The sequence below is a fragment of the Chelativorans sp. Marseille-P2723 genome, assembly GCF_902809845.1.
GTDB lineage: Bacteria > Pseudomonadota > Alphaproteobacteria > Rhizobiales > Rhizobiaceae > Chelativorans.
The window spans coordinates 177,493-203,854 of the sequence record NZ_CADDWI010000008.1; the positions used below are offsets into that span (position 1 = coordinate 177,493).

General features: G+C 58.6%; 29 protein-coding genes. 15 read left to right on the top strand and 14 right to left on the bottom strand.

Annotated elements, in window-relative coordinates; genetic code table 11:
• From HUS57_RS02700 to HUS57_RS18075, 4 genes are read left to right on the top strand one after another with little or no spacing between them, the layout of a single operon-like run.
• Positions 1 to 609 carry a transcriptional regulator gene (locus HUS57_RS02700; RefSeq protein ID WP_173931399.1) on the top strand — a complete coding sequence of 203 codons (609 nt, stop codon included), beginning with the start codon at positions 1 to 3 and terminating at the stop codon, positions 607 to 609.
• Positions 602 to 1,000 (top strand): hypothetical protein, encoded by a 399-nt coding sequence (locus tag HUS57_RS02705; RefSeq protein WP_173931400.1) that lies wholly within the window; start codon positions 602 to 604, stop codon positions 998 to 1,000. The genes HUS57_RS02700 and HUS57_RS02705 overlap by 8 nt, the downstream gene beginning before the upstream one ends.
• A 1-nt stretch (position 1,001) precedes the next feature.
• Positions 1,002 to 3,197 carry a phage tail protein gene (locus HUS57_RS02710; protein ID WP_173931401.1) on the top strand — a complete coding sequence of 732 codons (2,196 nt, stop codon included), beginning with the start codon at positions 1,002 to 1,004 and terminating at the stop codon, positions 3,195 to 3,197.
• A gap of 37 nt (positions 3,198 to 3,234) precedes the next feature.
• Positions 3,235 to 5,229 carry a hypothetical protein gene (locus HUS57_RS18075; RefSeq protein WP_281409276.1) on the top strand — a complete coding sequence of 665 codons (1,995 nt, stop codon included), beginning with the start codon at positions 3,235 to 3,237 and terminating at the stop codon, positions 5,227 to 5,229.
• Here HUS57_RS18075 and HUS57_RS02720 read toward each other — a convergent pair.
• Both HUS57_RS02720 and HUS57_RS02725 read right to left on the bottom strand, forming a co-directional pair.
• Entirely contained in the window at positions 5,226 to 6,515 is a 1,290-nt protein-coding gene (locus HUS57_RS02720; protein WP_173931402.1) for a sulfotransferase family 2 domain-containing protein, read from the bottom strand. The two genes, HUS57_RS18075 and HUS57_RS02720, sit on opposite strands and share 4 nt — an antisense overlap.
• 18 nt (positions 6,516 to 6,533) lie before the next feature.
• A complete protein-coding gene (locus HUS57_RS02725) occupies positions 6,534 to 7,238 on the bottom strand; it encodes a class I SAM-dependent methyltransferase (RefSeq protein WP_173931403.1) in 705 nt (234 codons plus the stop codon).
• Positions 7,239 to 7,785: 547 nt separating this feature from the next.
• On the opposite strand from HUS57_RS02725, the gene HUS57_RS02730 reads away from it, so the two are divergent.
• The 5 genes from HUS57_RS02730 (at position 7,786) to HUS57_RS02745 (ending at position 9,552) form a co-directional block, all read left to right on the top strand.
• Complete coding sequence (locus HUS57_RS02730; RefSeq protein WP_173931404.1) at positions 7,786 to 8,502, top strand: hypothetical protein; 717 nt, start codon at positions 7,786 to 7,788, stop codon at positions 8,500 to 8,502.
• A 4-nt stretch (positions 8,503 to 8,506) separates the two neighbouring features.
• Positions 8,507 to 8,719 carry a hypothetical protein gene (locus tag HUS57_RS02735; RefSeq protein WP_173931405.1) on the top strand — a complete coding sequence of 71 codons (213 nt, stop codon included), beginning with the start codon at positions 8,507 to 8,509 and terminating at the stop codon, positions 8,717 to 8,719.
• Positions 8,719 to 8,967 carry a hypothetical protein gene (locus tag HUS57_RS02740; protein ID WP_173931406.1) on the top strand — a complete coding sequence of 83 codons (249 nt, stop codon included), beginning with the start codon at positions 8,719 to 8,721 and terminating at the stop codon, positions 8,965 to 8,967. Before HUS57_RS02735 ends, HUS57_RS02740 begins: the two co-directional genes overlap by 1 nt.
• Positions 8,870 to 9,124, top strand: coding sequence for a hypothetical protein (locus tag HUS57_RS17890; RefSeq protein ID WP_246727713.1), 255 nt, complete (start codon positions 8,870 to 8,872; stop codon positions 9,122 to 9,124). Before HUS57_RS02740 ends, HUS57_RS17890 begins: the two co-directional genes overlap by 98 nt.
• 71 nt (positions 9,125 to 9,195) lie before the next feature.
• Entirely contained in the window at positions 9,196 to 9,552 is a 357-nt protein-coding gene (locus HUS57_RS02745) for a hypothetical protein (RefSeq protein ID WP_173931407.1), read from the top strand.
• Between the two features lie 14 nt (positions 9,553 to 9,566).
• Here the strand turns inward: HUS57_RS02745 and HUS57_RS02750 are convergent, their stop codons facing one another.
• The 9 genes from HUS57_RS02750 to HUS57_RS02790 form a co-directional block, all read right to left on the bottom strand.
• On the bottom strand, positions 9,567 to 9,731 hold the full coding sequence (locus tag HUS57_RS02750; RefSeq protein ID WP_173931408.1) for a hypothetical protein: 165 nt from the start codon (positions 9,729 to 9,731) through the stop codon (positions 9,567 to 9,569).
• Between the two features lie 121 nt (positions 9,732 to 9,852).
• Positions 9,853 to 10,107 (bottom strand): hypothetical protein, encoded by a 255-nt coding sequence (locus tag HUS57_RS02755; protein WP_173931409.1) that lies wholly within the window; start codon positions 10,105 to 10,107, stop codon positions 9,853 to 9,855.
• Positions 10,107 to 10,367: a hypothetical protein gene (locus HUS57_RS02760; RefSeq protein WP_173931410.1), complete on the bottom strand. Its 261-nt coding sequence runs from the start codon at positions 10,365 to 10,367 to the stop codon at positions 10,107 to 10,109. Before HUS57_RS02760 ends, HUS57_RS02755 begins: the two co-directional genes overlap by 1 nt.
• Before the next feature lie 238 nt (positions 10,368 to 10,605).
• Positions 10,606 to 10,923: a hypothetical protein gene (locus HUS57_RS02765; RefSeq protein ID WP_173931411.1), complete on the bottom strand. Its 318-nt coding sequence runs from the start codon at positions 10,921 to 10,923 to the stop codon at positions 10,606 to 10,608.
• A 110-nt stretch (positions 10,924 to 11,033) separates the two neighbouring features.
• Entirely contained in the window at positions 11,034 to 11,318 is a 285-nt protein-coding gene (locus HUS57_RS02770) for a hypothetical protein (RefSeq protein WP_173931412.1), read from the bottom strand.
• Between the two features lie 343 nt (positions 11,319 to 11,661).
• Complete coding sequence (locus HUS57_RS02775) at positions 11,662 to 12,942, bottom strand: O-antigen ligase family protein (RefSeq protein WP_246727714.1); 1,281 nt, start codon at positions 12,940 to 12,942, stop codon at positions 11,662 to 11,664.
• Positions 12,939 to 14,471, bottom strand: coding sequence for an undecaprenyl-phosphate glucose phosphotransferase (locus HUS57_RS02780; RefSeq protein ID WP_173931413.1), 1,533 nt, complete (start codon positions 14,469 to 14,471; stop codon positions 12,939 to 12,941). The genes HUS57_RS02775 and HUS57_RS02780 overlap by 4 nt, the downstream gene beginning before the upstream one ends.
• A gap of 78 nt (positions 14,472 to 14,549) precedes the next feature.
• The gene (locus tag HUS57_RS02785) at positions 14,550 to 15,698 is read right to left on the bottom strand and encodes a glycosyltransferase family 4 protein (RefSeq protein WP_246727715.1); all 1,149 of its coding nucleotides are present in this window, start codon (positions 15,696 to 15,698) and stop codon (positions 14,550 to 14,552) included.
• Between the two features lie 7 nt (positions 15,699 to 15,705).
• The gene (locus tag HUS57_RS02790) at positions 15,706 to 16,269 is read right to left on the bottom strand and encodes a polysaccharide biosynthesis/export family protein (protein WP_173931414.1); all 564 of its coding nucleotides are present in this window, start codon (positions 16,267 to 16,269) and stop codon (positions 15,706 to 15,708) included.
• Positions 16,270 to 16,465: 196 nt separating this feature from the next.
• Between HUS57_RS02790 and HUS57_RS02795 the strand changes: the two genes are divergently transcribed.
• Entirely contained in the window at positions 16,466 to 18,583 is a 2,118-nt protein-coding gene (locus HUS57_RS02795) for a Wzz/FepE/Etk N-terminal domain-containing protein (protein WP_173931415.1), read from the top strand.
• On the opposite strand, the gene HUS57_RS02800 is transcribed toward HUS57_RS02795, so the two are convergent.
• Entirely contained in the window at positions 18,541 to 19,764 is a 1,224-nt protein-coding gene (locus HUS57_RS02800) for a GNAT family N-acetyltransferase (RefSeq protein WP_173931416.1), read from the bottom strand. The two genes, HUS57_RS02795 and HUS57_RS02800, sit on opposite strands and share 43 nt — an antisense overlap.
• Positions 19,765 to 19,933: 169 nt before the next feature.
• Positions 19,934 to 20,152: a DUF2842 domain-containing protein gene (locus HUS57_RS02805; protein WP_173931417.1), complete on the bottom strand. Its 219-nt coding sequence runs from the start codon at positions 20,150 to 20,152 to the stop codon at positions 19,934 to 19,936.
• Between the two features lie 139 nt (positions 20,153 to 20,291).
• Here HUS57_RS02805 and HUS57_RS02810 point away from each other — a divergent pair, with 139 nt between their 5' ends.
• Positions 20,292 to 21,365, top strand: a complete 1,074-nt coding sequence (locus HUS57_RS02810; protein ID WP_173931418.1) for a COX15/CtaA family protein — start codon at positions 20,292 to 20,294, stop codon at positions 21,363 to 21,365.
• Between the two features lie 60 nt (positions 21,366 to 21,425).
• Here HUS57_RS02810 and hemB read toward each other — a convergent pair whose 3' ends face one another.
• Positions 21,426 to 22,457, bottom strand: a complete 1,032-nt coding sequence (hemB, locus tag HUS57_RS02815) for a porphobilinogen synthase (protein ID WP_246727716.1) — start codon at positions 22,455 to 22,457, stop codon at positions 21,426 to 21,428.
• 111 nt (positions 22,458 to 22,568) lie between these two features.
• On the opposite strand from hemB, the gene HUS57_RS02820 reads away from it, so the two are divergent.
• The 4 genes from HUS57_RS02820 (at position 22,569) to HUS57_RS02835 (ending at position 26,328) form a co-directional block, all read left to right on the top strand.
• Entirely contained in the window at positions 22,569 to 23,669 is a 1,101-nt protein-coding gene (locus HUS57_RS02820; protein WP_173931419.1) for an enoyl-CoA hydratase/isomerase family protein, read from the top strand.
• The gene (locus HUS57_RS02825; RefSeq protein WP_348640552.1) at positions 23,669 to 24,085 is read left to right on the top strand and encodes a DUF6163 family protein; all 417 of its coding nucleotides are present in this window, start codon (positions 23,669 to 23,671) and stop codon (positions 24,083 to 24,085) included. The genes HUS57_RS02820 and HUS57_RS02825 overlap by 1 nt, the downstream gene beginning before the upstream one ends.
• A gap of 154 nt (positions 24,086 to 24,239) precedes the next feature.
• On the top strand, positions 24,240 to 24,752 hold the full coding sequence (locus HUS57_RS02830) for a MarR family winged helix-turn-helix transcriptional regulator (RefSeq protein WP_173931421.1): 513 nt from the start codon (positions 24,240 to 24,242) through the stop codon (positions 24,750 to 24,752).
• Between the two features lie 310 nt (positions 24,753 to 25,062).
• Positions 25,063 to 26,328 carry a L,D-transpeptidase family protein gene (locus HUS57_RS02835; RefSeq protein WP_173931422.1) on the top strand — a complete coding sequence of 422 codons (1,266 nt, stop codon included), beginning with the start codon at positions 25,063 to 25,065 and terminating at the stop codon, positions 26,326 to 26,328.
• Positions 26,329 to 26,362: the final 34 nt, after the last annotated feature.

The following is a 26,362-nucleotide window of genomic DNA, read 5'->3' on the forward strand; positions in this document are numbered from 1 at the left end:
ATGGCGATCTTCAACGAAGAAGACTTCGACCGGCTGTCCGGCCCCCATGTCGCGCGTATCTGGCTTGCCGAGATAGACCTGCCGACAGGATTGCGGCGCGTGCATAACGGCGTGGGCACCATCACGGTCAACGGGCTGGAATGGCGCGGGATTACCGATCCTGCTGGGGGGCAGCTTGTTGGCGTCACGGCGGTGGAAGACCCGCGCTTTGGTCAGGCTCCTTCAGTCGTCATCAGCCTCGGTGGCATCACCGCGGCGGTTTGGAAAGAGATCAAGGAATACGCCCGCGAGATCGAGGGGAGCCGCTGCGATATGTGGTGGGCTATGTTCGACCCTGAAACGCAGGAGATAGTTACCACTGCCGATCCGGTGACGGAGGAAGAAAAGCCGCTGGTCAAGAAGCTATTCCCCGGCAAGATCAGCGCACCGACATTGCAAAGGCAGGGGCCGGGCGTTCGTTTCGCTGCCTTCACGGTCGAAAGCCTGTGGCAAAGCCAGAACTATCCCTTTGGTGGCCGCTGGAATGCGGCGGATCAGGAGCGCCGTTTCCCCGGTGACAAAGGTGGCCAGTTCATAGGCGTAAAGGTGGTTGAGGTGTTTAATGGCTGATCTGGGCCAGCGCCTCATGGCTTTCCTTGAGCCACTTGAGGGCAAGCCGACCGAGTGGGGCCTGGATGATTGCTCTGCTCTATGTGCCCGTTGGGCGCAGGAGAACGGGCACACGGTCGAGATGCCGCCCTATGCGAGCGAGGATGAGGCGCGACGGCTTATCGAAGAGGCAGGCGGTCTAGTCAATCTATGGGGCGACATAGCCTTCGATGCGGGCATTCAGGAGCGGCGTGGCCTTCCAGAGATGGGTGACGTGGGCATCATCGATACGCGCCTCTTTGGCCCCGTAGGTGTCATTTGTGTTTCAAACGGGGTGTGCTGCTGGCGCACAAGCAGGAGCGCGGCATGGCTTGCCCCTCGCGGCTATCTAAAGGTCTGGGCGATCACCTGACATGAAATGGATCAAGCTTGCTTTGGCTGGCACGGCATCGTGGCTGGCAATGACGGCGCATGCGCAGGCGGACGTTATCTTCACGCCGCTCACCTTCCTGCTTTTCGCCGGTCCCTTGGGTGCGGTATTTACCCCCGGCATCATCTATGCGGGCCTGCAAATCGCCGCCTATACCGCTGTTCTCGGTGCGCAGCTTGCACTTGCCGCGCGGCCCCGACAACCGAAGATCGATCCGGGGCAGCTCAAAAACACGTTCCAGGAGTCCGAAACCTCCGAATACAACGCCATAGGGCGGGTGCGCCTTGGTGGCTTGAAGGCTTTTGGCAATACCAAGGGCAGCTTTATTTCGCGCCTTGTCTGGCACTGCAAAGGCCCGATGGTGGCTGTCGAGGAATACCATGTTGGCGGCAGGCCGGTGACGGTGGACCCGCCGAATGGCGCGGTATCCTCGCCACCATGGGCACGGCAGAACACCACCTATCTCCATATCCAGAATAAGGTGGGTGACGGGACAGAAGCGGCATGGAGCCAGCTTGTCGCTGATTTCCCAAACGTCTGGACCTCGGATCACCGGGCGCGGGGTGTCTTCCAAAGTCTGGCCCGCTATCGTGTCCCTCCGCTCGACACCGAGTCCGGGAACAAGCTGTTTCAGAAGCTCTACCAGGGTGGCGCACCCGACATCATGGTGACGGCGCGTGTCGGCCGCGTCTATGACCCTCGCGATCCAAGCCAGAACCCGGATGAAGATCCGCTAAACCCCGCCACATGGCAGTGGAGCGACAACGGCATCCTTTGCGCTGTCCACATCATGCGGTCCTATCCTGATCTGAAATCGTCAGACTTCGATTGGGCGTTTATCGCAGCCGAGGCAAACCGGGCCGACGCGCTGGTGCCGACGCTGACGGGTACGGAGCCGAGGGCCAGGTGCTGGGGCGTGTGGCCGTCCGAAAACGCCCGCGGCGAGACCATGCAGGAGGTGCTGGATTCAATCGGCGCTGAGGTGGTGCTGAGCGAGGAAGGCAAAATACGTATCCGCCTGATCGATGATGACCCGGAAGCAGAAATTGCCTTTGGCTCGAAACACATTACCGAGCTTGTCTGGAAATCCGGCCCGGAGGCCATCGAGCGCCCCAATGTCTGCCGCATCAAATACTACTCGCAGGAGCGCGGCTTCGACATGGCCGAAATCAATATGTCGGGCATCGGCTGGGCGCGCGTGCAGGAGGAAATCGACCTTTATGGCGAGAAGATATTCGATGTCGAACTGCCTTTTTGCCCTTCTGCCTCTCAGGCGCAGCGCATAGCGCGCAGGCTCTTCCTCCAAGCCCGCGCCGATGCCGGATCAATCAAGACCAATATGGCAGGCGTTGCGGCGTGGGGCGTGACCTATGCGAGCATCCATGACGACGACGCCGAGGAAACGATGCTTTGCCGCATTGCCGCGCCGCGCATCGATGACGAGGCGGGGCAGGTGGATATCCCCTATGTCGTATGGCCGCCGGCACTCATTGAACAGCCATGGGACCCGGCGACGATGGAGGCTCCGGCACCAGAGGAAGTGCCGGACCTGCAATACGAAAGCGACATCCCGCAGCCTGCCAAGCCGTCTGGCGCAGCCGTGGTGCAACTTCCCAACGGCACTTATGAAACGCGTGTGCAATTCTCAGGCGTGAGCGGTGGCACCATCCCGGAGGCGAATTACAGGACTGTTCCCGGCGGCCAGCCTACGCAATGGGCGGCGATGGAGGAAATCGAATTTCAGAACACGTATTTCGGGGTCGTTGAAGAGAATACCGTTGGCGAAAGGGCTGAGTTCCGCGCCCGCTTCGCCAACAGCGATGGCGACGTCTCTTACTTTTCGGATACGCTCATGGTCGATCCGATGGAGATCGATAACGCGCCTCCGGTGGCTCCGGTAGTAAGTGTGGCTACTAGAGACTACCAGCCGGGAGACCCAGTGGACATACCGGCTCAAATCACTTGGAACATCCGGTGTCTCTCGCTGAGCGTTGTTCGATTGGATGTCACAATCGCTGGTGTGACGACGACTATCAACAACGTCCAACCGGGCACAAGATATAGTATTGTGCGTCAGTATGACAACCAACCGCGAACGGTGTTTTGGTCCGTGCGAGGCTTGACGACCAATGGCACTCAAGGCGCTGCCCAAAACGGCAGTGCCAGCGTCAACCTCTAGACGCAACTCGTATCCCCTTTACATCTGGAGCATCTGAATGACCCTCTTTACCAAGCGGGCCGTGGATATATTTGCGCCCGTCGATGCCGCAGGAAAGCTGCGCCAGGTAAACAATGGCGAGACGCAGACATGGGGTGCGGAGGTCGAACGGGCCGTACGCGCCGCCGTCATGGCGGGGGCACTCGTCTATGCCACGCGGGCCGATCTTGATGCCGACCTCGACCATGATGCTGGCACAGGAGCATGGGTGGTTGGTGATCCGCTCTCGACCAGCAACGGCATCTACCAGAAGCAGGGCGAGGCGGGCACGGGCGGATGGGCTAAGATCGCAGACCTGCCGGAAGGTGCGCCCGGTTCATCCGATGTGGTGGGGTCCTCTGATAGCAGTGTCACGATAGGGACGGGGGCGAAAAACTTCGTCGTTGCCGAGCCTGCGCGTGGATGGGCGACGGGTGCAAGGCTGCGCGTCTCGTCCATTGCCGATCCTGCCAACTGGATGGAAGGCATCCTCACGGCCTATGGCGGGAGAGCGCTTGAAATTGACGTTGACCTTGTAGGTGGCTCCGGCACTTTTGGTGAATGGTCTATCAATCTCGCGGGCGAGCAGGGGGCGCAAGGTCCGGTGGGGCCGCAAGGTGAGCAAGGGCCACAGGGAGAGCAAGGACCAAAAGGCGATCAGGGGCCGCAAGGACCGGCAGGAGACGGCACCGGCGACATGCTGGCGAGCGTCTACGATCCTGAAGGCAAGGCAGCGGACGCTTTCGACAGTGCCAATCACGCCTACGACAATAGCACGAGCGGCTTGGAGGCCAGTACCGTTCAGGCAGCGCTTGATGAGTTGGCGGAGGGGGCTGGTGTACCCGATGGCTCGATCACCCCTGAGAAGATCGCCGCTAAGGCAATTGATATAGAGCACCTTTCTGACACTGCCGCTGCTCAAGTAGGCATGATGGTGGCAGACCGTACTGAGCTTGCAGCGCTTGATGTGAACCGTGCCGAGGTCGTCTACGTAGCTGAAGGAAAGCGCAGGGGCCTTTTCTACAAGGATGCCTACGCGTCATGGTCAGCCCTTGTAGCGATCGATACTGGTGAAGGCTTTATCGTCCGCTCGACTGACGATCCTAGCTTTGTATGGGTGCGCGTCGATGACAAGGCGACGCCTCAGATGTTTGGCGCGGAAGCGAACCATCAGGAGGGGAACACGAATGACTGGCAAGCCATTCTAGATTGGTTCCGCTTCATCAATAACGCGCGCCAGCGCGGGATATGGGGGCTTATGAAAGGGAGATACCACCTTTCACAGAATCTACGCCTCAATTTCACTCCCGAGGGGCCGGGAGCGCAGGGCTTTACCATCCGTGGTTCAAGTATGACCAATAGTGGGTTCTACTTTACACCTGGCTCATCAATTGTCATGGACAGCGATGGCGCCGTCTTTTGCTGTGATGTCCTGAATCTTCACATTAACGGAAATCACGCCGGCAATTTCATCACGGTCGGCAAACAGGACCTGTCCAGCGGCTTCAACGCCTGCAACATTGAACTGTTCGTTCAGAACGGGACTCAGGTTACCGGGCTCGGCCCGAAACACGTCATATTGAACTATATGTGCAACAGCCGGTTCAGGATCGTCTCGAATGGCGGTCTATCAGGGCGTCCTGAGGCACTCGGAGGGGATGGCACAGGTACTGGTGTAGGGGTGTGGATGCGTCAGTGCGTGTTTAACCACTTCTCGCTCGCCGCTGGGCATGCTCGTGCAGGCTTGATGATGAGCGAGGGCCATAACTACGGCAACACTTTCGACGGGTCCTTGAACATCGAGGAAGTCGCAATCGGTGTCCATATCACTGGGGAAGAGTGCTGGGGTAACACCTTCCTCGGTGGGACTATCGTCGCCAGTCAGATTTTCCGCGCCACAGCAGGTTACAAGAATCTTGTTATCAATACACGCATGGGGCCTTATGATGGCGGCACCATAGGCACTGAACTGACGGGATTGGTCGTGCCAGATACGTCGCCGCTCACGGCCTAATATTCGATCCGCCAGATCGAAGCGCCTCTTGACCGTGTATCACCGTTGCGACGCCCGAGTTCCTGATCAGTGTAGGTACGGTCCACTTCGATCTCGATCTTCAGATAGGGAGCGTGCCACTGTGGAGGCTGGAACACTGCCACATCTTCTGCTCCTTCTTGCTTCTCGAATGAGAAGCTCACCGCCTTGTTGTTAGCTTTCAGGCGAAGGGTATTCTTCAGCGAGCGATGTGACCACCCTCGAATGAAAATGCGCACTTGATTGCCGGTCGAAGGCAGGTAGAGGACCGAGCGGGTCTCCGGTCCGGTCCATCGGCAGCAATCAGGCGTTCCAGCTCCGTCGCGGACTGAGAAGCCTGACCCTACCAGCGCATGATTCATGGTGTACAGGAGACCGCCCTTGCCATTGGGCGTCCTCTCGATCGTTCTCACTCGGGTGGCAGCAAAAAGGCGTTCGAACTCGGCCTCAGTATATTCTTCTGCCCCCGACAACATAGGTGCAACGGTTTCTAGTGCGTATTCATAAAGCCGCATATCAGCTTGATTGATCGCCTTGAGATACTCGTTTGCGGCGTCGCTCCCGGGTTGCGTTGCGTCTTTGCCGATTACATTTTGCCTAAGAGGTTGTACGACTGGGTATGCACCTATTGCTCTGGAGAGAGCCTGCATCGTACGTGCAAAATCTTCCTGGATGCCAAAGAAATGGACTTTCTCTTCGAGAGTCTCACGTGCTTGCTCGAACCGCTGCTCGGGAGACAAATCAAAGTAATCCATTCCTTTGTAGCGTTCCAACAGAAGAGCTCGGCATTGGCGGTCCTCATAGATTGATCTTAAGGGAGCCGATCCTGCATGTTTTTCAAGAACCCGTGCAAAACTTTCCGACTGACAATCGCGATGATACTGTTGCGACTTCGGAGGCAAATGGGCAAAATCGTGCTCTTTGAGGCGGGAATGGTCAAAATATTGAGACCAGCAGCGCCTTATCGGGTCTCGTAGAACTGTAAACAGGAATGCAGAGGCTGGCGCATAGGTTTGTACATCGTCATGACCATGAATGATGTCAAATGCATCCCATATAAAGCGAGCTACGATCTCAGATGAAATCGCTCTTGGCACCTGCCTTTCCGTCATGAAGTCAAGAAAGTCTCCCCAAAAGACGTCAGGCCTTACGCGGTTGAAATGAGCAAGGTCGTTAAGCCAAGCATTTACGGATGTGCCTGCGGTCTTTGGGATATGGATGTGCCCGATCTTTGACGGGATTTCGTGAATGTCCGTTTTTAGCATCATGTCTCTTGATAATGAGGATCACAGATGGCGCAAGATTGCGTAGCTAGGGCGTCCTGTTTCCGGGTCTGGAACGGTCTCAACCAAATCACAAAATGAAAGAAGGATGTCATAGGCCGGCTTTGTTGACTCCCAGCCAATGTCATCCATAACAATGATACCTCCTGCGGTGACACGAGTGGCATAAGTAACCACGTCCTGCGCAGCGTTGATGATTGAGTGGCTGCCATCGATATGGAGAAAATCGATTTTCGGGAACAGATGGGAGACCTCAGACGAACGCGCTTCCAAAATCCGTACTTGCCGATGCAACTCATTGTCCACCATGAAGCGATAGAAGCCAGCTTTGATCCGACCAAAATCGAGAGCCTGCCACCACGCGTCATTGGTGGCGGTTGTGGGATTTTCGACGGCTGTTTCCGGGTCCCATGCCTCGATGCCATAAATTATTCCCTTACCATTCTCCCTCAGCGCCGCGGCGCAGGGAAAAAGGGACCTGCCGCCATAAACGCCAATCTCGACGCATACTGACGGTTGCGTTTCCCGGATGAAGGTTGCCATCTTCGCGGCTTTCTCTGCCGAGCACCAACCTTCAAGCTCGGTGATTGCTCTTTTTATGACCTCTTCGACAGAGCCCGTATTCGCCGGTGTACTGCTGGTCTTAGCGCGGAAGCTTGGTAGCTCAGAAAGGACGGCCGAGATATTGGTGATGGTATCGCTGAACACGTCAGGAGCGACACTGAACTCTTCGCCAGATAGAATCCTTTCAACGGAAGTCCCGCCCTTCTCGGCTGCATAATTGAGGTGCTTCAGGATTTCGTTATGTGCACGAGTGCCCTCAAGCTCGCTGAGCGCATGGTCTACCGCTTTGAAAACGTTCTGCTCTTGTGCGGCGGACGGGAAGTTCTCTGTGATTATGTGAAGGAGCTTGTCAGTGTCCGGCGTTCTTCCAGCGTCATTCCATCTATTCATTAAGGTGTCCCTCCTCTCTGCTGAGCGGACACCATAGTGGGAACGAACGGAAGTTGTCTAACTGTGATTCCCCTTTACGCTCCAACCTGACCCCTTAAAAAAAGGGACAGTAAACCAGCCTCGTGACTACTGCCTGTCCAGGTGCGCCCAGCGCGCGGAAATGTAGAAGGAAGTCACACCAGCGCCCGCAAGTGCGCCGACGGCACCCAGGTGCACTAAGCACAAAATTGCTTCGGAGACTAACAGCCCGACGGCAGCCGAGCCCGACCCGCCTAACAACCTGAAACTGAAAGGAAGTGCCATGGACCCGAGCATCCCGCGTGGGGCCGCGATCCTGCTTGGCTTCGTTTATGAAACGGAGACGGGCCGGAAGCCGCCCCAATGCTATGACGTGATCTACGGCCACCGCCAGTCGGCGCTGTCAAAGCCCCTCACTACGATGACCGTAGGCGAGGTTGTAGATGAGCAGGCCGTCTGGTCATCAAAGGCATGGGCGGCGAAGTTCGGCTCGACCAAAGCATCATCTGCCGCCGGTGCTCCCCAATTCATCCGTGCCACGCTGATTGATCTGGCGAAGGAACTGCGCCTGCGTGGCACGCAAATCTTTGACGGCAATCTCCAAGACCGGCTCGCCTATCACCTTCTCAAGCGCCGTGGCTACGAAAGCTTCATGGCTGGCCAGATGAGCCGGGAGGAATTCGGCAAGCGCTTGGCCATGGAATGGGCATCTCTACCAGTGCTGGCATCCACACGCGGTGCTACGCGGATGATTGGCCGGGGGCAGAGCTACTATGCCGGCGACGGGCTCAATAAAGCGCTCGTGGACCCGGCGGAATTCGAGAAGGTGCTGACGGCGGCGAAGTCGGCCGGCAATGGCACTCAGACGCCCGGCACGCCCAAACCAGCCCCATCAGGAAAGGCCGGCATCCTCGCCGCAATCCTCGCTGCTCTGGCTGCTGCCGGGGCGTGGCTCGCAAACATCCCGTGCAATCTCTTTGGCATCTTCTGTGGAGGCTGACATCATGTGGCAGCGCATTCGTGACTTCTTCCGCGATTCCGAAACGCTCTTCTGGGCGCGCCTCCAAGCGCTGCTCGGGCTTGTCGCGGCAGGCATGGCGGCGATTGATCCCGTCTTGCTCCAGGCAGTGCTCACGCCCAAGGCATTCGCCCTTTACCTCTTCGCGAATGGCGTGATCACCGAGCTTCTGCGCCGCCGTCGCGCGGATGATTTGTGATGCTTGGCTTGGCTTTTGGCACATGGGTGCGGATCGGCATAGGTGCCGCGCTGATCGTCGCATTGGGATGGTCCCACCTATCTGCTTATCGCGCGGGCCGCTCGGCCGAGCAGGCAGCATTCCTCAACCAGATCAGACAGGAGAACGAACATGCCGGCAAAACCGCTGAAGATTGGCGCGGTCACTATCGCCTGTGCGTTGAGCGTGGCGGGCTGTTCGACTTCGAAACCGGCTCCTGCGACCGCTGATGGACTGCGGCAGGTGGTGGGCACGTCACTCATCGGCGCGCAAGGCAAGACACCCACTGATCAGGCGGCGATCGATGAAACCGCCGCAGGACTTTGCGGGGCCACAATCTGGACGCCATCAGAATGCGCAAGGCATGGGCGTGAGAGCAGGCGCTGAAACCAACAACACCAACAAGCATTGACAACGGGGACGATATGGCGGGCGAGCGCGAGGAAGCACAGATGCCAATGAGAGCGCCGACATGGCGATTCGAGTGGAACTTGAATACGATCGTCCTGCTGTTCGGCTTGCTCGCCGGCGTAGCAGCCTGGGGCGCGACATGGGAGCGGATGAGCTCCGGGCAGGCAGCCAATCTGGGCGCGATTGATCGTCTCGACCGCCGTGTCACCTCCTTGGAGACAACGGCCCGTATGCTCGACAATCACGAATTGCGCATCAGCAATGTGGAAAAGCAGGCGTCCGATGCTGCGACAGCCATGCGAGCCGTGGAGGCGGCCTTGAACGCTTTAGCCGCCGACATGAAGGTGACGAGAGAAATATTGCAGCGGATCGAGGCGGCGCAGAATGGACGAAGGCCGCAGTAGTGAGCCCAGGCATTTCAATGCTCAGTCTTGCCTGCAAGATGCGTCGGCCAAGGAGCGCTGATCGCTTCTTTTAGTTCGCGGGCGATCTCCCGGCATCTTTGCCGCTCTGCTTCCGTGGCTTCCTCCCATTGCTTGCCGATCTCTATTTGACAGATCAAGGCAAGCTGATCTTCGCTCATTTCTCCCATAGCACTTATTGGTCCCCCCCCCAATTGTAGCGGCCCGGCAGGCATGGGTTTATGGGGTGGCTTGCCGGGCCTAACCACGCCGCTCTTGGGAGGGAGCAGCACGGCTGGCCGTCTATAGTCTGCTAGCTGTGACTTGTGAATACCCGACTGCCTGCTGTTGATCGATCAGCGTCATCAGACGGCGGATTGTCGGCTCATAAGGCGTGGGCCTGCCCCTAAGCAGTCCGGCATAAGTATCCGCGCTCTTGATCCGCAAAGCCTCTTGCCCGACCTTGCGCGCGCCGTATTCCTTGCCTCCGTTCAGGGCCACCTGCCATGCCTTAAGGCATTCGGAGAGCGGGCGCGGATCGGTCTCCCAGTCGTACATCACTGTAACGGAGCAGCAAGCGCCGCCTCTACAAAGCGACGGTTCAGTCGCTCCATTTCATCGCGCATTAGGGCTAGAGCGGCAGGCACTACACGCTGATCGATCGGCCTATCAAGGCTTGCTACGACCTGGTTGATAGCCTCCTGTACCGAGGCACAGAAGGCAAGAACATCAGCCTTGGCGGCCTCTGGCAGCGGCAGCCTGTCCAGCTCAGAAAGGGTCTGTTCGCGCTCCTCGCGCATGATATCTTCAACGGTCATTTCGGCTCTCCAAGGCTTTCATCTTGCAGCAATGCGAGCGCAGAGCGGGCGCGCCCCGGCCTGTCTGTTTCTAGCCACGCTCCGAGCTCATCCCGAAGCATTCTGAAAGTCGCACCATCCAGCACATCGCGGCTGTTGCGAAAGACAAGTACGCCGGCCCCATAGGAGGACCGGCTATCGTGGACTGTCCAGCGGAGAGCGCGTGAAGGCTCTCCGGGGATGTGGAGTATGTAGGGCATTACCAAACTGCCTTTCCGCTCACCGCATAACGGTACTCGCCATCCATCCAGCAGGCTTCGAGAAACGTTTCGATATCGCCGTTCTGCAGCAGGGCAACCCTGTCGTTATCGGACGCAGTCTGCTCAACGATGATGGGGTCTACGCCAGCGTTGAGAGCTGCGGCGAGGCTGTGGTGCCCGTCCATGAGAACCCGGAACATCTCTCCGCCAATCTCGAACGCGGGAGAAACTTGCACCTCGAAGTCATTAGCCGCCATCTTCTGGGCGACGATCTCTTCGTCAATGTAGTGCTGCGAGGTGATGAGAGTGTTGAGCATCGTCCTGGTCCTTTCCAGAGCCTCCGATGACCCCCGAGGCGCGGGTATCAACCCCTGTTGATGATTTAAACATAGAGCAATTTGCCCTATGTGTCAAGCGGTAAAATCGCCTAAGCGCTATTTCTCCGAACGCGGAAATATGCCGCCTCGACCGCGCGAGCAGCCTCGTCCTTTGTGTCGGCCACGCCTCGATTGGACAGATGCACATTAAGATCAGGCAGGTAGCCGTTTACGGCCCAGTGCCAGTGCTTGGTCACCGCGCCGGGTTTGGTGCTGCTGTAGATGCGCCCGACAGGCCCGTCGACTCCGTCCGCGTGGCAGACGAAATCCTCCGATTTATCCGGCCAGGTGCGGGACCATTTGAGGCGGAGGGGTTTCGTCTTGTCACCGGTCATTTCATTTTACACTTGACGCCGGAACCGCGCGTATTTGCTGGGGTCTCTTAGGCTGGCAATGTAAAACGGAATCGCGCAAGTGGCTGAAACTGCTATATCATTCAGTTCGCTCACGCGACTGGGGGTCAAGGGGTCGTGGGTTCGAATCCCGCCGCTCCGACCATCTTTCCCATTTTGGTAACCAGTTCCGCGACAAGGATGGACCTTGCCCTGTTCAGAAGACGAACAGGTAGAGCAAGATGATCACGACGACTGGAACACCAAGGAACCACAAAGCCAGCGCTCGCAGCATTTTTCATCTCCATTCCTGCCGATCATTCAACGGCTTGTGGAGGCGAACGCGTCATTTGGCGCTGGGTTCCGCCTTTTTTCCCTCGCGCAACGCAGACTGGTGACGTTGCTCAAGCGCCAGCATGCCCCAGAGCATGCCAAGAATCAGGTAGAAATGCCGCCAATGGTCGGTATCGATCACGGTTCCAAGAAGGATGTGGCCGACGAAGACCACGTAGGTGACAAGCAGATAGGGCTGCCAGGGGCGAACCCGGAAGAGGATGCGGAAGCAGGCCGCTAAGGTCCAGACCATGAGGATGAGCCAGGCGGCAAAGCCCAGCCACGAGTAGTCCAGCAGCGCCTTCAGCCAGATATTGTGCGTGTCCTCACCAAGCATCTGGCCGAATTCTAGCGGCCCGATGCCGAGCGGATGCTCGATGGCCATCATGAAGCCGATCCAATGGCGGGCGAAACGGCCAAGCCGCGCCCCGTCATAGTCCTGTACCAGCCGCGCGCGTTCTGAAAAGAGCTCGGCCACTGCCGGAATCTGGAGGGCGACGATTAGCGTTACGGCCGCTATGGCAAGTGCCGCGCCGGTCATGGTCGCTATTCTGAGCCGGAGGGTAACGCTGCGGTGATGGATGAACAGGGCTAGCGTCAGCATCGCGGCGGAGACGATAAAAAGGCCCCATGCGCCCCGTGAGAAGGAAAGGAATGCCCCGAGAGTGATGATGAGGAAGGCGGGGGCTGCCAGAAACGCCGTGCGAGGACGGCCTGTCATCATATGGTGGAGGAGGAAGATGCCGGGCAGGGTGATAAATGGCCCGAAGACGTTGGGATCCTCGAACACGCCTGCTGCCCGTCCGTAGCGCGTGAACATCTCGGCGCCCGGGAAGGCCCGGAAATAGCCAAGGATGCCGAACACTGACGTGACGACCGCCGCCGCCGACCAGGCGCGAAAGATAAGAGGGAGAAGAGGCGGCTCCGCCTCCACCACCGAGGCGAAGAACACGGCGGTTAGGGCAAGAAAAAGTGAGACAGCAATATAAAGAGGAATGCCGTTCAGATCGGCAAGCTGGCTCATGGAGATGATGCCGCCGATGTTGAAGAGCACCAGAAGGATGAGCAGCGGCATCACGTGCCGCGTGAAACGCAATCCGAACAGCCCCCACAGGCCCATGAGCCCGACCATGTAGATCTCGTAGGGCGCAGGCTCGCGCACCACGAAACCGCAAAGGAAGACGCCCAGAACGATCGCGGATGCGCGCACCACTTCAATCAGCCGCGCGTCAATGATCCCTCGCCGCAGGGTAGGCGGGCGATTGTTGCTGTTTCGGGTGAGAACAGTGCTCAATAGGCGTTTCTTGTGTCGAGCAGGCGGATGGGCGTGAGCAGAAGGATTTTCAAATCGAACCACAATGACCAGTTTTCTATGTAGTAGAGGTCGTATTCGATCCGCTTCCTGATCTTCTCCTCCGTGTCGAGTTCGCCTCGCCAGCCATTGATCTGAGCCCATCCGGTGACGCCCGGTTTCACCCTGTGGCGTGCGAAATATCCATCCACGACTTCATCGAACAGGCGGTTGTGCGCCTCGGCAGCCACCGCATGCGGCCGTGGGCCGACCAGCGAGAGCGATCCGAAGAGCGCGTTGAAGAATTGCGGCAATTCGTCGATGGACGTCTTGCGGATGAAACGTCCGATACGGGTCACCCGAGGATCGTCCCTCGTCACCGCCTTGCGGGCCGTGGGGTCGCTCTTGTCCGCATACATGGAGCGGAACTTGTAGACCTCGATCTCTTCATTGTTGAAGCCATGGCGTATCTGCTTGAAGATGATCGGTCCCTTGCTGTCGAGCTTGATGGCTATCGCCGTGACAATCATGATTGGAGCAAAGAGCACGATCCCCAAAAGGCTGAAGACAATGTCGAAGGCGCGCTTGGCCACTGAGTCCCAGTCATTGATCGGCCGGTCGAAAATATCGAGCATCGGGACCGAGCCGATATAGGAATAGGCGCGCGGCCGGAAACGAAGATGCGTGGAATGCGCTGAAAGACGGATATCGATGGGAAGCACCCAGAGCTTGCGCAGCATGGCCAGTACCCGCGCCTCCGCGGTAAGCGGGATGGACACGATAAGCATGTCGATCCGCGCGATGCGCGCGAACTCGATCAGCTCCTCGACGTTGCCGAGCTTGGGGTAGCCTGCGACCACTGGCGGTGAACGCCTGTCATCGCGATCATCGAATATGCCGCAGATGCGGATGTCGTTATGAGGCTGCCGTTCGATGGAGCGGATCAGCGTCTCCGCATTCTTGCCTCCACCGACGATTACTGCGCGCCTCTCGATGCGGCCGTTTCTCGCCCAACGGCGTATGAGACGCGCCGCAGCAAGGCGCAGCACGAACATCAGCGAAAGTCCGCTGGCATACCACGCCGCCAGCCAGAGGCGGGAGAACTCCGACGAGATTTTGAGGAAGAACAGCGCCATGGTCAAAAGCGCGAAAGCCGCCGACCATGCAAGAAGGATGCGTCCTGCCTGTGAGGCAGGGCTGCGCAGCGCCGGCATCTGGTAGGCGTCGGAGAATTCGAGGATTATGACTGTGGCCAGCGAGACGATCGTAATGCTCGCCGGGTATTCCCATGATAGATGAGTGGATAGCCCCACATGCGCGGTATAGATCGCCATGCCAGCCAGAAGCAGCAACGCAAATTCTATGATCCGCATGAAGCCGCTTACCATCACGGGAGAGGTGTTGTCGTGGCGGTAGTGCTCCGCGACTTGCCGTGCAACGGCGTTAAGTTTCGGCCGCGGCCGCCGCGCCCGGGACTCCGGCAGGATTTCCACCGTCGATGCAGGACGGTGCTTGTACTCGACGTTGCTCATGGTTCACTAAAGCCGTTTATCGGCTGGTAACCCGCGCATCTAAAGAATTCATTGATTGGATGGCTGCAAATATCCGTTTCAGCTTTCCGCAGTGGAAACACTTTGGTAGGCCTCGGCAATCCTGTCAGTCATTACCCGCACCGAGAACCGCGCCTTGAGCGCGTCGTATTGGGGCATCAGCGCGCGCCATGCAGGCTCGTCGGCAAGCGCAGCGGCCATCTTCCCGGCAAGCGCTTCGACTGTTGGTGCAACAAGCGCGGGGGAACTTCCGCCGAAGATTTCCGGAATGCCGCCCACTGCGGTCGCTACGACCGGCTTTCCTGCGGCCAGGGCTTCCATGACGATATAGGGCATGGCTTCCGCGCGAGAGGGCACGACCATGATGCGGCCAAGGCTGAATGCGGCCCTTACGGGCATGGCGTCACGGAAAGCAACCCGATCCGACAGGCAGAGGGCGGCCGCCTGTGCTTCGTATTTTCCCCGATCGCGTCCGTCCCCCACCATAACTGCTGAGAGCTTGCGTCCGGTTCGCAGCTCCGCTTCCTTAAGGGCGTCGAGGAGAAGATCCGGTCCCTTCAGATCGCGCATCATGCCCACATAGAGGAAATCGGCGGCGCCGGAAGCGTCTGGGACCGGCGTGAATTCTTCCGGCCGTAGCCCGTTATAGATGACGCTGGCCGGCGCTCGCGGTTGTCCCACCTTCTCCTCGAAGGCACGTTTTTCATATTCCGACACGAAGAATATGTAGTCCGTGAGCGGCGCCATCAGCGCTTCGAGCATGAAGAAGAGGTGGCCGGCGGTTGAGCGCTTGTCGTAGTGCAGGCTTCCGCCATGGGGCGAATAGAACCGCGCGACGCGGCGCCCGCGCGCTTTAAGCGCGGTTCCGAATAGCCGGGCGTAAGCGCCGCCTTTTGCCCCATGCCCATGCAGGATGTCGGGTTGCATGCTGCGAACGAGACGAAGAATGCGCCGCGCGCTGTCAAGGTCACCGAAGCCCAAATGCCTTTGCATGGGCGTCCGTTCGATGCCTAGCGCAAGCGAGCCGCTGATCTGCTGGAACAGCCGGTCCTCAAAAGCACCGCCGGTGGTTGAATCACAAATAATACCTACTTTGTGCCCCGCAGCCGCCTGTGCCTCGCACAGATCGCGAACGTGGCGGAAAATACCACCAACCGGGGAACGGAAGCAGTGAACGATACGCACGTCTTTCACACCGGGAGTTGGCAAATCCTTCTCAGAAAAGCCGTTCGCGCACGTAAACGGTGTCGCCGGGAAGCAGTGGATCGGAGGTGACAACGCGCCCCGTCATGACCTGTCCGTTGATATGGCGGGTGACATCGACGGTGCCCTGATTAGCCCGGGGCGTGAAGCCTCCGGCAGCAGCAATCGCCTGCTGCACCGTCATGCCGGGAACATAGGAATACTGTCCGGCGCTCCCTACCTCGCCCATGATGAAGATGGGGCGATAACGGTCTATCTCGACCGTCACATCGGGGTCACGCAGATAGCCATTGCGCAATTTCTGCACGATCGCACTCTCGATCTGGGTGGCTGTATGACCGCGCGCAGGGACGGGCCCGATCAGGGGGAAGGAGATATATCCGGCTTGGTCCACGCTGTAGGTGTTGGTTAGATTGTCCTGGTCGAAGACTGTGATGCGCAGCCGGTCGCCCGAATCCATCACATAAGGTTGATAAAGAGCTTCGTGGAAGGCTGGAGGAGGCGGACGATAACCCGTGCAACCAGCGACGAGCCCTGCCACCGTGAGCACCATGAGGAGGCAAACCGGAAGTTTCATGACCGAATCTGTACTCTTTTGGTCAGCAGGAACACGAAGGCGCCACATCAGCGTCTATTTCGCCTGTTATCCAGCCATCACGGTTAATGCACGGTAAATGCCTAATTCTGCTCGTTCGGGTTAACTCAAGAAGCGCGATTAACCTGCTGGTTACCATGGCAGTTTACCTTGGCCGCGAGGCTTCGGAGGACGACACATGAATAGCGGCGAGCGTTATGCCGGGGACGTCAATGTTGACTTCAGCCGCCTCCTCGCCGGCTTAAAGCGCGATTGGCTGCGCCTGCTTCTTGCAGCCCTGGCGATCACGGCGGTCGTATTCCTGCTATTGTCGCTCGCAACCCCGCTCTATAGATCCGAAACACGCGTTCTCATTGAAACAGGTGAATCTGTCTATACGCGCCCGCAGGTCACCGGTGCCGAGGACCGCTCGGCTCTTGATGATGAAAGTGTGGCCAGCCAGGTGGAGATCGTGACCTCCACGCCAATTCTAGCGGAAGTGGCAAAAGAGCTCGATCTTGCATCGAAAAGCGAGTTCTCTCCCCGCGATTCGGTCCTCTCTCGCTTCCTTGTGGCGATCGGCCTGAAGAGTGCCACCCACGTCTCAACCGAACAGAGGGTGCTGCGCACGATGCGCGAGAAACTCACCGTTTACAGGGTTGAGAATTCGCGTGTTATTGTTGTTCAGTTTTCCTCCGAGGATCCGGAGCTGGCCGCCCGCATCCCAAACGCGATTGCGGATGCATATGTCGCAGGCCAGCGCGAGGCGAAGCTGCGCTCCAACGTAGACGCCACCGAATGGCTGGAGCCGGAGATTGCCGACCTTCGCGAACGAGTGAAGGATGCAGAAATGCGAGTGGCGGAATTCCGCGCCAGTTCGGACCTTCCCCTTGCGCAGAACAACACTGTTCTGGCCACGCAGCAGCTTGCCGAGATTTCCAGCGAAATGTCGCGTGCACGCGCGAGCCGTTCCGCTGCCGAGGCGAGGGCAGAGGCCGTTAGCGCGGCGCTGGAACGGGGCGTGGCGCCGGAAACTCTCCCCGATGTCCTCGCTTCCGGTCTTATCCAACGCCTTCGCGAGCGGCAGGTGGAACTCAGGTCAGAGATCGCCGACCTTTCCACGTCGCTCCTCGGCAATCATCCTCGCATTCGCGCGTTGCAGTCACAGCTTGCCGATCTGGATGCACAGATCCTTATTGAAGCGCGGAAGGTGGTGGAAGCGTTGGAAGCCGAGGCGGAAACAGCCCGCCAGAGAGAGGCAGAGATGAGCGTCGAGCTTGAACGGCTAAAGGCCGAGGCGGCGCGCGCTGAAAGACAGCAGGTGGAGCTTCGGGCCCTGGAGCGGGAGGCGGCTGCGCAGCGGGATCTCCTGGAGAGTTATCTGATCCGCTACCGCGAGGCTGCCGCACGCAGCGAGCGCAATTATCTGCCCGTCGATGCACGCATTTTCTCGCGCGCGACCATGCCTGCCGAATCTTATTTCCCCAAGGTGCTGCCAATCACCCTGGCCGCCTTTGCAGCCTCTCTGCTCATGATGGTGATCCTCGTGCTCTTGCGGGAGCTTTTCAGCGGCAGGGCCTTGCGTCCGGCCGGGATGACGGCAACGGGCGATGAGGGTGTTTACGCAACCGGCATCCATGAGCCGTCGGCCCTGCCAGTCCCCAAGGTTGCAGCCGTGCCCGAACCGGCTCCGGCTGAGCTTCATTCTGAGTTGCGGCCCCGGGAGGAGGTGGGGGTGCAGGCAGCCGCCGAAATGCTGATCTCCACCGGCGTGGTGCGTGCGATCTTCATCTCGCCTGAGGGCGACGAGGCAGCGGCAACCGCGGTTCTGGTTGCCCGTGAAGTGGCCGATACAGGGTTGCGCGTTCTGCTTCTTGACCTTACCGCTTCTGGCGCTGCTTCCTTGCCAATGCTGGAAAGCAAATCCTATCCCGGCATCACGAACCTGCTTGCGGCGGAAGCGCAATTTGCCGACGTCATACATGCCGATCTCTATTCGCGTTGTCATATTATTCCCGTTGGAACCGCAGACCCTGAACAGGCCATGCGCGGATTTGACCGCATGCCGATCATCATGAACTCCCTTACTATCGCCTATGATGTTGTAGTCGTCGAATGCGGCTCGGCCGACGCGGGGGCCTTGAAGACACTGAGCGAGGACGACGCACAGTTGTTTGTCAGCGTTCTTGAGCCTGACGAGAAGGACGTTGCGAAGATAACGGAAGCGCTGAAGAAGAAGGGGTTCAAGGAGCCGCTCCTTGTAACACCTAAGAATTATGTGCCTCCGGCGGCGCCTCCGGGACGTGATGCCGCCTGATTGCTGGGGGAGCAGTAGTTCCTCAGCCTTGCCGCTAGGGGCGCCAGCCACGGGTTCTGCTTGACCGTACGCTTTATGGCCGTAGCCGCAAAATAGGTAGCAGCGAGAAAACGACCCTTGCAGGTAAGTCCGGCATAGACATCAACATGATGCGTTTCGATTGCGCACCATGCGCGCTTGTAGGGCTCGTCTCCGACACTGAAGTCGTATACGGCAAGCCCTTCGTTACAAGCTTCGGCGATGTTCTGGTAGAACAGGAAATCGCCAGGGCTGGCGCTTGCGAGCTCGTCCTGCGCGAAGGTGCTGAACTCGCAGATGATGCTGTTGCTTGTGCGGCTTGAGCCTGTGAGAGCGCGGACCTTGCCGCCAACCTCCAGCGCGTGCAGAACGAAGGGCGGGTGAAGCTCTTCAAGTGCTCCGAGAAAAAGACGGCGGAAGCTTGACTGCGTATGAGGGTCGCCAAAGATATCGGGCAGCCCGCAGCGCATTAGCCGTTTCCGTTTCAGCGCGAAGAAGAGATTGAGAAGCTGATCCACCTGGCTTGGGGACGAGGCGGTGAAACGGCGGTGCCCGCCCGCAGCCTGCAGCTTCCGGTGCTGTGAGCGGTGCTTCTTGCGCCGCCTCTTGCCGCTTGGACCTTCAAGAAGCCCCTCCAAGCCGCTGGAAAGGTCGGCTGCAAGGGAGACATTGGGGCTGCGCGCATGCGGGAGTGCGGTGAGTGGGTTGGCAGATCCCGCAAAATCTGTCCGCATCCGTTCCAGCGCAAGCAGATCGACGTCAGACCGGTTTTTGCGGATTTCGGACAAAAGCGTGCGCAGAGCAGACCGGTACTGGTTCCGCTCGGCTAACGCATCCGGCTTGAGCGCGGGAAAATTGCCGTTGGCGTGCGTGCCGCCGGGAAAGCGGGCGAGCCGAAAGCCGTTCTTCTGCACGATCTCAAGCGCAAGCGCCATGACCGGAGCGCTCCCCGCCGAAAGAACTGCGATCAATCCTTCTTTTCCCTCAAGCCAGGACCGTGTCCACAACGGGTGCTGCGGCGGTACAAAGACCGCGTTTTGCGCGAAAGTTTCATAGGCTTTCAGCGCGGCATCGTCGGCCGTGAGAACCTCTGCCGACCATCCGGTTCCCGTGCAGATCTCATCCTGCGGCCTTTGCGCCGCTGCGGACAGGAATTCGATCATCGGATCGCCATACCCCTAGAGTTTCTAGGTGCTTAGCAGAAAAAGGTGAATCAAAATTCGATGTGCCTAAAGGAGAGCTTCTTCCGGCTGGAGAAGAACAATTTTTCCGAACGCCAGCGCAAGTTAGTCGAGTTCCGCTAAAGCGATGACGAACGGACACATTAAGCGTCTAGTCCCTGCTGGTGCGCGGCTTGCCTTCCATCCATTTGATGATGAGCATGGCTGGAAGCACCCAGATAAGCCCGGAAACCAGATAGAAGACGAGGTGCACATAGGCGCTCTTGTCGGCAAGCTGTGCCACGGCGATAGCCGTCGATACGATCGCATAGATGATAACCAGCAGAACCAGCAGGACCATGCCGATAAATTTTTTCAGGCGTATGGGCATCACAAGAATCCTCTGCAGCCCCTGATAGATCAATCGGCCTGCTTTCAACAGGCTCAGATTGCCGCATGCGGCGACGGCATGTCGCGCCCTTCCAGGCTTGCAAGCACGCAAGCATTCGTTCACCTAGCCGGATATGACGATGACGGCTACCGATCTGAGATTCTCTCCTGCCCGCACCACCGAACTGGAGCGCAACCGCTTCTGGGTGCGGATGTGGCTCTATGTGGTGCTTGTTACGCTGTTCGCTCTTGTGCTCGTCGGAGGCGCGACAAGGCTTACCGGCTCCGGGCTGTCGATCACGGAGTGGAAGCCCATCCATGGGATCATACCGCCCCTCAGCCATGCTGAATGGATCGAGGAATTCGACAAGTACCGACAGATTCCCCAGTATCAGGAGATCAACAGAGGCATGAGCCTTGACGCGTTCAAGGTCATCTTCTGGTGGGAATGGGCGCACCGAATCCTGGCGCGGGGAGTGGGGTTCGTTTTTGCATTGCCGCTCGCTTTCTTCTGGTTCACCGGCCGGCTAGAAAATCATCTCAAGCCGAAGCTTCTCGGGATCCTTGCGCTTGGTGGCCTACAAGGCGCCATCGGCTGGTGGATGGTTACGTCCGGCCTCATCGACCGGGTTGACGTAAGCCAGTACCGGCTGGCAACGCATCTCACCATCGCCTGCATCATCTTTGCCGCCGTCATGGCGGTGGCGCGGGGACTTGCTCCGCACAGCCAGAGCCCTTCAATGGAGGGGACGCGGCGTCTCGCCTTCTGGCTCGTCGTAGGCTTCATTGTCCAGATATATCTTGGCGGGCTGGTGGCCGGGCTTAACGCCGGCATGACCTATAACACCTGGCCACTAATGGATGGCGCACTGATCCCGCAGGGTCTTTTTCTTCAGGAACCGTTCTGGATAAACCTCTTCGAGAATCCCAAGACCGTGCAATTTGTGCACCGCCTCGGCGCCTATGTACTTCTGGCAGTGTCTGCCTGGCATGCAGTTGCTGTCTGGCGCGCAGAGCCCGGAACCACACACGCGCGACGGAGTGTCGTTCTTCTGTTGCTCGTGCTGCTCCAGGCTGCGATCGGCATTGCGACCTTGCTTATGGTGGTGCCGCTGAGCTGGGCGCTTGCTCACCAGGGCGCCGCGCTCATCGTTTTGGGATTCGCCGTGGCCCATTGGCGGGCGACAAAAGGAAGTTACGCTTACGGCGCATAGACGGCCAAGCATCCCAAGGCCGCAATGGATCTTAGATGAGATTCTGTAGTCCTGAAGGCATCAGGATTTGCGTAACAATTCGGCAGCTTCAAGCGCGAAATAGGTGAGCACTCCGTCGCACCCGGCCCGCTTGAAGGCGGTGAGGCTTTCGATCATCGCGCTCTCCCCGTCGATCCATCCATTCCGGGCTGCCGCCCTGATCATCGCGTATTCCCCGGAGACCTGATAGGCGAAAGTGGGCACCGCGAAAGTGTCCTTGATCCTGCGGATGATGTCCAGATAAGGAAGGCCGGGCTTGACCATCACCATGTCCGCACCTTCGGCCAGATCCTGGTCGGTTTCGCGCAAAGCTTCATCGGTGTTGGCGGGGTCGATGTAGTAGGTCTTCTTGTCTCCCTTGAGCAGTCCACCCGTGCCGATCGCTTCGCGATAGGGACCATAGAAGGCAGAAGCAAATTTGGTCGCATAGGACATGATCGCCACATGCTGGAAACCGGCACTGTCCAGTGCGTCGCGGATGGCGCCAACACGCCCGTCCATCATGTCGGATGGCGCGATCACATCGGCTCCAGCCTCAGCCTGCAGCACCGCAGCCTCTGCGATATGGGCAACGGTCTCGTCATTGAGGATGATGCCGTCCTTCAATATCCCGTCATGGCCGTGGCTGGTGAAAGGATCGAGCGCCACGTCGGTGATGATGCCAATTTCCGGTACAGCTTCCTTGATTGCGCGTGTCGCCCGGTTGATGATGTTATCTGGGTCGAGAATGGCCGAGCCGCGTTCGTCCCGCCGCTCCAACTCCACATTGGGGAAGGTGGCGATAGCGGGGATGCCCAACGCGGCGGCACGTTCCGCCTCCCTGACGAGCCGGTCGACGGAATAGCGGAACACGCCGGGCATTGCAGCCACAGGGTCCTCCCGGCCTTCGCCTTCGGTAACAAAGACGGGCCACACAAGGTCCTCAACGGCAAGACGCGTCTCGCGCACCAGCCTGCGCGACCAGTCGGCCTTGCGCATACGGCGCAGTCTCCGGCTGCCGGTGATTTCGTCAACGCTGCGCATTCGTGCCCTGGCGCGGATAATCTTGTTCACGGCCACATTCTCCGATTTCAGCGACTTCTACCACGTCAGAATATGCGGGAACAGTGCCGTCAGTGGAAAGCCGGAAGATCTCCTGATGCGGGCGCGACGCATTGACGGCACATGGCTGCCCACCTAATCACTGACGGGGTAGGTCTGGCAGCAGGATATGAAGGTCCGGTGGAAGAAACGATCGAAGAAAGCGGTGAAATCTTGTTGGAGAGGCGTGGCAGGGCAGGTGTGATCACGCTCAACCGGCCTGCTGCCCTCAATGCGCTCAACTATCCGATGATCCATGCGATAAGCAGGGCCCTTGACGAATGGGAAAAGGATGATGCCGTCAAAATCGTCATCATAAAGGCGGAAGGGCGGGCATTCAGTGCGGGCGGCGACCTTATGGAGGTCTATCGCACACGGGGCTCTGGCAAGCCACCCATCTCCTTTTTCGCCGACGAGTACCGTCTGAACGCTGCCATTGCCCGTTATTGCAAGCCCTATATCGCGTTGATCGACGGCATCGTCATGGGTGGAGGCGTCGGCGTCTCCTTTCACGGGTCGCACCGCGTCGTAACGGAACGTATGAAGTTTGCCATGCCGGAGGTTGGCATCGGCTTCTTTCCGGATGTAGGCGGGAGCTATCTCCTGTCACGCCAGGGTGCCTATGGCATGTATCTCGGATTGACAGGCAATAGGGTCGGCTGGGGCGACGCGCTTGGTGCGGGTCTTGCCACACACGCAGTAAAGAGCGCAGACCTGCCGAATCTTCTTGACCGGCTTGTCCTTGACAACGAACCGGATCGCGCGATCGAGCCCTTTGCCATTCGGCCGGAATGGGACGAAGCGAGATTTTACGCGGCACAACGCCATTTCTCCCATGCGACGTTGGAAGAATGTCTGGCAAGCCTTTCGCGCGCAAGCGGGGCCGGCGATCCATTCGCCCAGGAGACGCTTGCCACGATCATGAAGAACTCGCCTACAAGCATCCATGTCGCATTCCGGCAGATTAGGCAGGCGGCAGGACTTTCGATGGAGGATTGCATGCGTATGGAATTTCGTATCGTAAACCGCATGCTCGTCAACAACGACTTCTACGAGGGCATACGGGCAACCATTATCGACAGGACGTCCGCCCCCGAATGGAAACCGGCCTCGCTCTATGAAGTGGAAACTGCCACAATCGATTCCTATTTTGCACCTCTTGCCGAAGGAGATCTGCAACTTTGATGGAAGAGACGGCCGCCAGACTGCCGGTACGGCAGACGCCTCTGGAACACGGACTGCAGGTGTTTCAGCGTGTGGTGGCCCTGGCATGTCTTGCCTTCGGCACAGCTTATTGGGTGCAGCTCCTGGGTTTCTTCGAGGGAGCGCATTGGCGTGTCGATCTAATGCCGTTCCACTGGCAGATGGCTGCGGTGCCGCTGGCAGTCCTTTTTCCGTTCGCTGCGGTGGGGTTGTGGCTCCTTGCCTCCTGGGGGGCGGTGGTCTGGTTCCTCTGCGTGGCTATGGAATTCGCCATGTACGGCTTCTTTCCAGATCTTTACGGCAGCCGGCCGCTGCTTCTCGTGCTGCATATGGCAGCTTTCGGATGTTTTGCCGTGATGCGGGGGATGCTTTATCTCAGGCAGCGGCGGGCCGATTAACCGAAGTTAACGCATTGTTCGCCCTAAGGGCAGGCTTTCGCGTCGTAAGATGCTGTTAAGCCTAGCGTTTAAGTCGAATTTTAGGTGCCCTTCGTAGGCTGGCGCCAAGGTGAAAACAAAAAACTCACCAGCGTCAAACGAAAGGCATTCAGTCATGGTCAACTCGCGTTCCGCGATCAGTAAGTCCGTCAACGAAGAGCGCGATACAGCTCTTCGCTCCCTCTATCTGGAAGCGCTCCAGCTCGTCGAACGTCTGCACCGCCGGCTGCTAGACGTGATCAAGGACGAGTTCGAGCGTCAGGGCCGCAGCGACATCAACGCCATCCAGGCACTTCTCCTGTTCAATATCGGCGATGCGGAACTGACCGCCGGAGAGCTGCGCTCGCGCGGCTATTACCTTGGCTCCAATGTCTCCTACAATCTGAAAAAGCTTGTGGACATGGGCTTCCTGCATCATCAGCGCTCGCGCGTCGACCGCCGCTCCGTACGCATAAGCCTGACGGCGAAGGGTCATGAGATCGCCCGTATCGTTTCCAGCCTCTACGACCGGCACATCGGCTCGATCGAGCATGTAGGCGGCATCAAAGCGGAGGAGTTCCGTCAGATGAACAGGTCGCTACAGCGTCTCGACCGCTTCTGGAACGATACCATCGCTTATCGCATGTAACGTGTTGCCATTCTTTCGGCAGGAGGTCTTCTTCGCATCAGCCGTTCGTGAAGGCCGATGTCTCCAAAGGGGCATCGGCCTTCCTGTTGCCCAGGCGCAACATCCAATAATCGCCCAGCTATCCAGCATGAGCGGCCACGTTAATAACATAATTACTTGAAAGCTTTTCCCGCCATGGACGAGGGGCCGGCAGCCGATACTCGCCTTACAGGCTTTATATAACGGGTGCCGCTTCGGTTGCAGAAAATTAACGTCAATTCCGGCATTTTCGTCGGGGGCGTATCGATTCACTCCAGGTGAGGTGATTACCATGAAAGCCAGCCGGCGTGTTTTTCTGAGTGGTGCCGGAGCTGCCGCAGCAGCGACGGCTCTGACAGGGGCCGCAAGCGCGCAGAATGTGATAGACGCGATTCTAGCTTCTCCCCGGCGGGGCGCATGGAATGACCAGTTCGACGCGCAGGTGAGCGCCAGCGCAACCAGAGTGACATCCAACATGCCGGTTCTGAGCGCGGAAACGGCGAGCTTCGTCGAACGGGCGATAGCCGACTACTCGCAGATCGTTGCTAACGGGGGCTGGCCGGCCGTGCCGTCAACGAAGAAGCTCCAGATCGGCGTCATCGATCCCGATGTTGAAATTCTTCGCCGTCGGCTGATGATTTCCGGCGATCTGTCGCCGCGTGCGGGCATGTCCCCGGCCTTCGATTCTTACGTCGATGCGGCACTGAAGCGGTTCCAGACACGCCACGGATTGCCGGCCGATGGGACGACCGGCCGTTACACCTATTCAGCCCTCAATGTTTCCGCGCCCGTCCGCCTCGGCCAGCTTCAGACCAATCTTGGCCGTCTACGGCAGATGGTCTCGTCCGGTACGCTCGAGCAGCGTTACGTGATGGTCAACATTCCCGGAGCCGAAATCGAAGCGGTGGAGAACGGGCGCGTTGTGCTGCGCCATACTGCGATCGTCGGCAAGGTCGACAGGCAAACGCCGATTCTCTCCTCGCGCATTCACCAGATCATTCTCAACCCCTACTGGAACGCGCCGGTTTCCATCGTGCGCCGCGACATCATTCCGCTGATGCGCGAAAACCCGAACTATCTGCGTGACAACAACATCCGCATGATCGCGCCGGATGGCCGGGAGGTTGATCCCTTGACCGTCGACTGGTCCACTGAAGAGGCGACCAGATACCGGTTCCGGCAGGATCCGGGCAGGATCAATGCCATGGCTTCGGTGAAGATCGATTTTCACAATGAGCATGCCGTCTACATGCATGACACGCCGCAGCAGAACCTATTCCGGGATCAGGAACGCTTCCATTCCTCCGGATGCGTGCGCGTGCAGAACGTACGTGACCTGGTGACCTGGATCCTGCGCAACACGCCCAACTGGGACCGCAGGACCATCGAACATACGATCCAGACTAAGGAAGATGTGCGCATCCCAGTTGCCGATCCGGTACCCGTTCATTTCGTCTATTTTTCTGCCTGGTCGACAGGTGATGGTGTCGTGCACTTCCGCGACGACATCTATGGCATGGATGGGGCCGCCGAGTTGCAGATCTCCACGGCGCTCTGACGACGCAAAGCCGCGGAGCCCAAGCCCGGCTCGT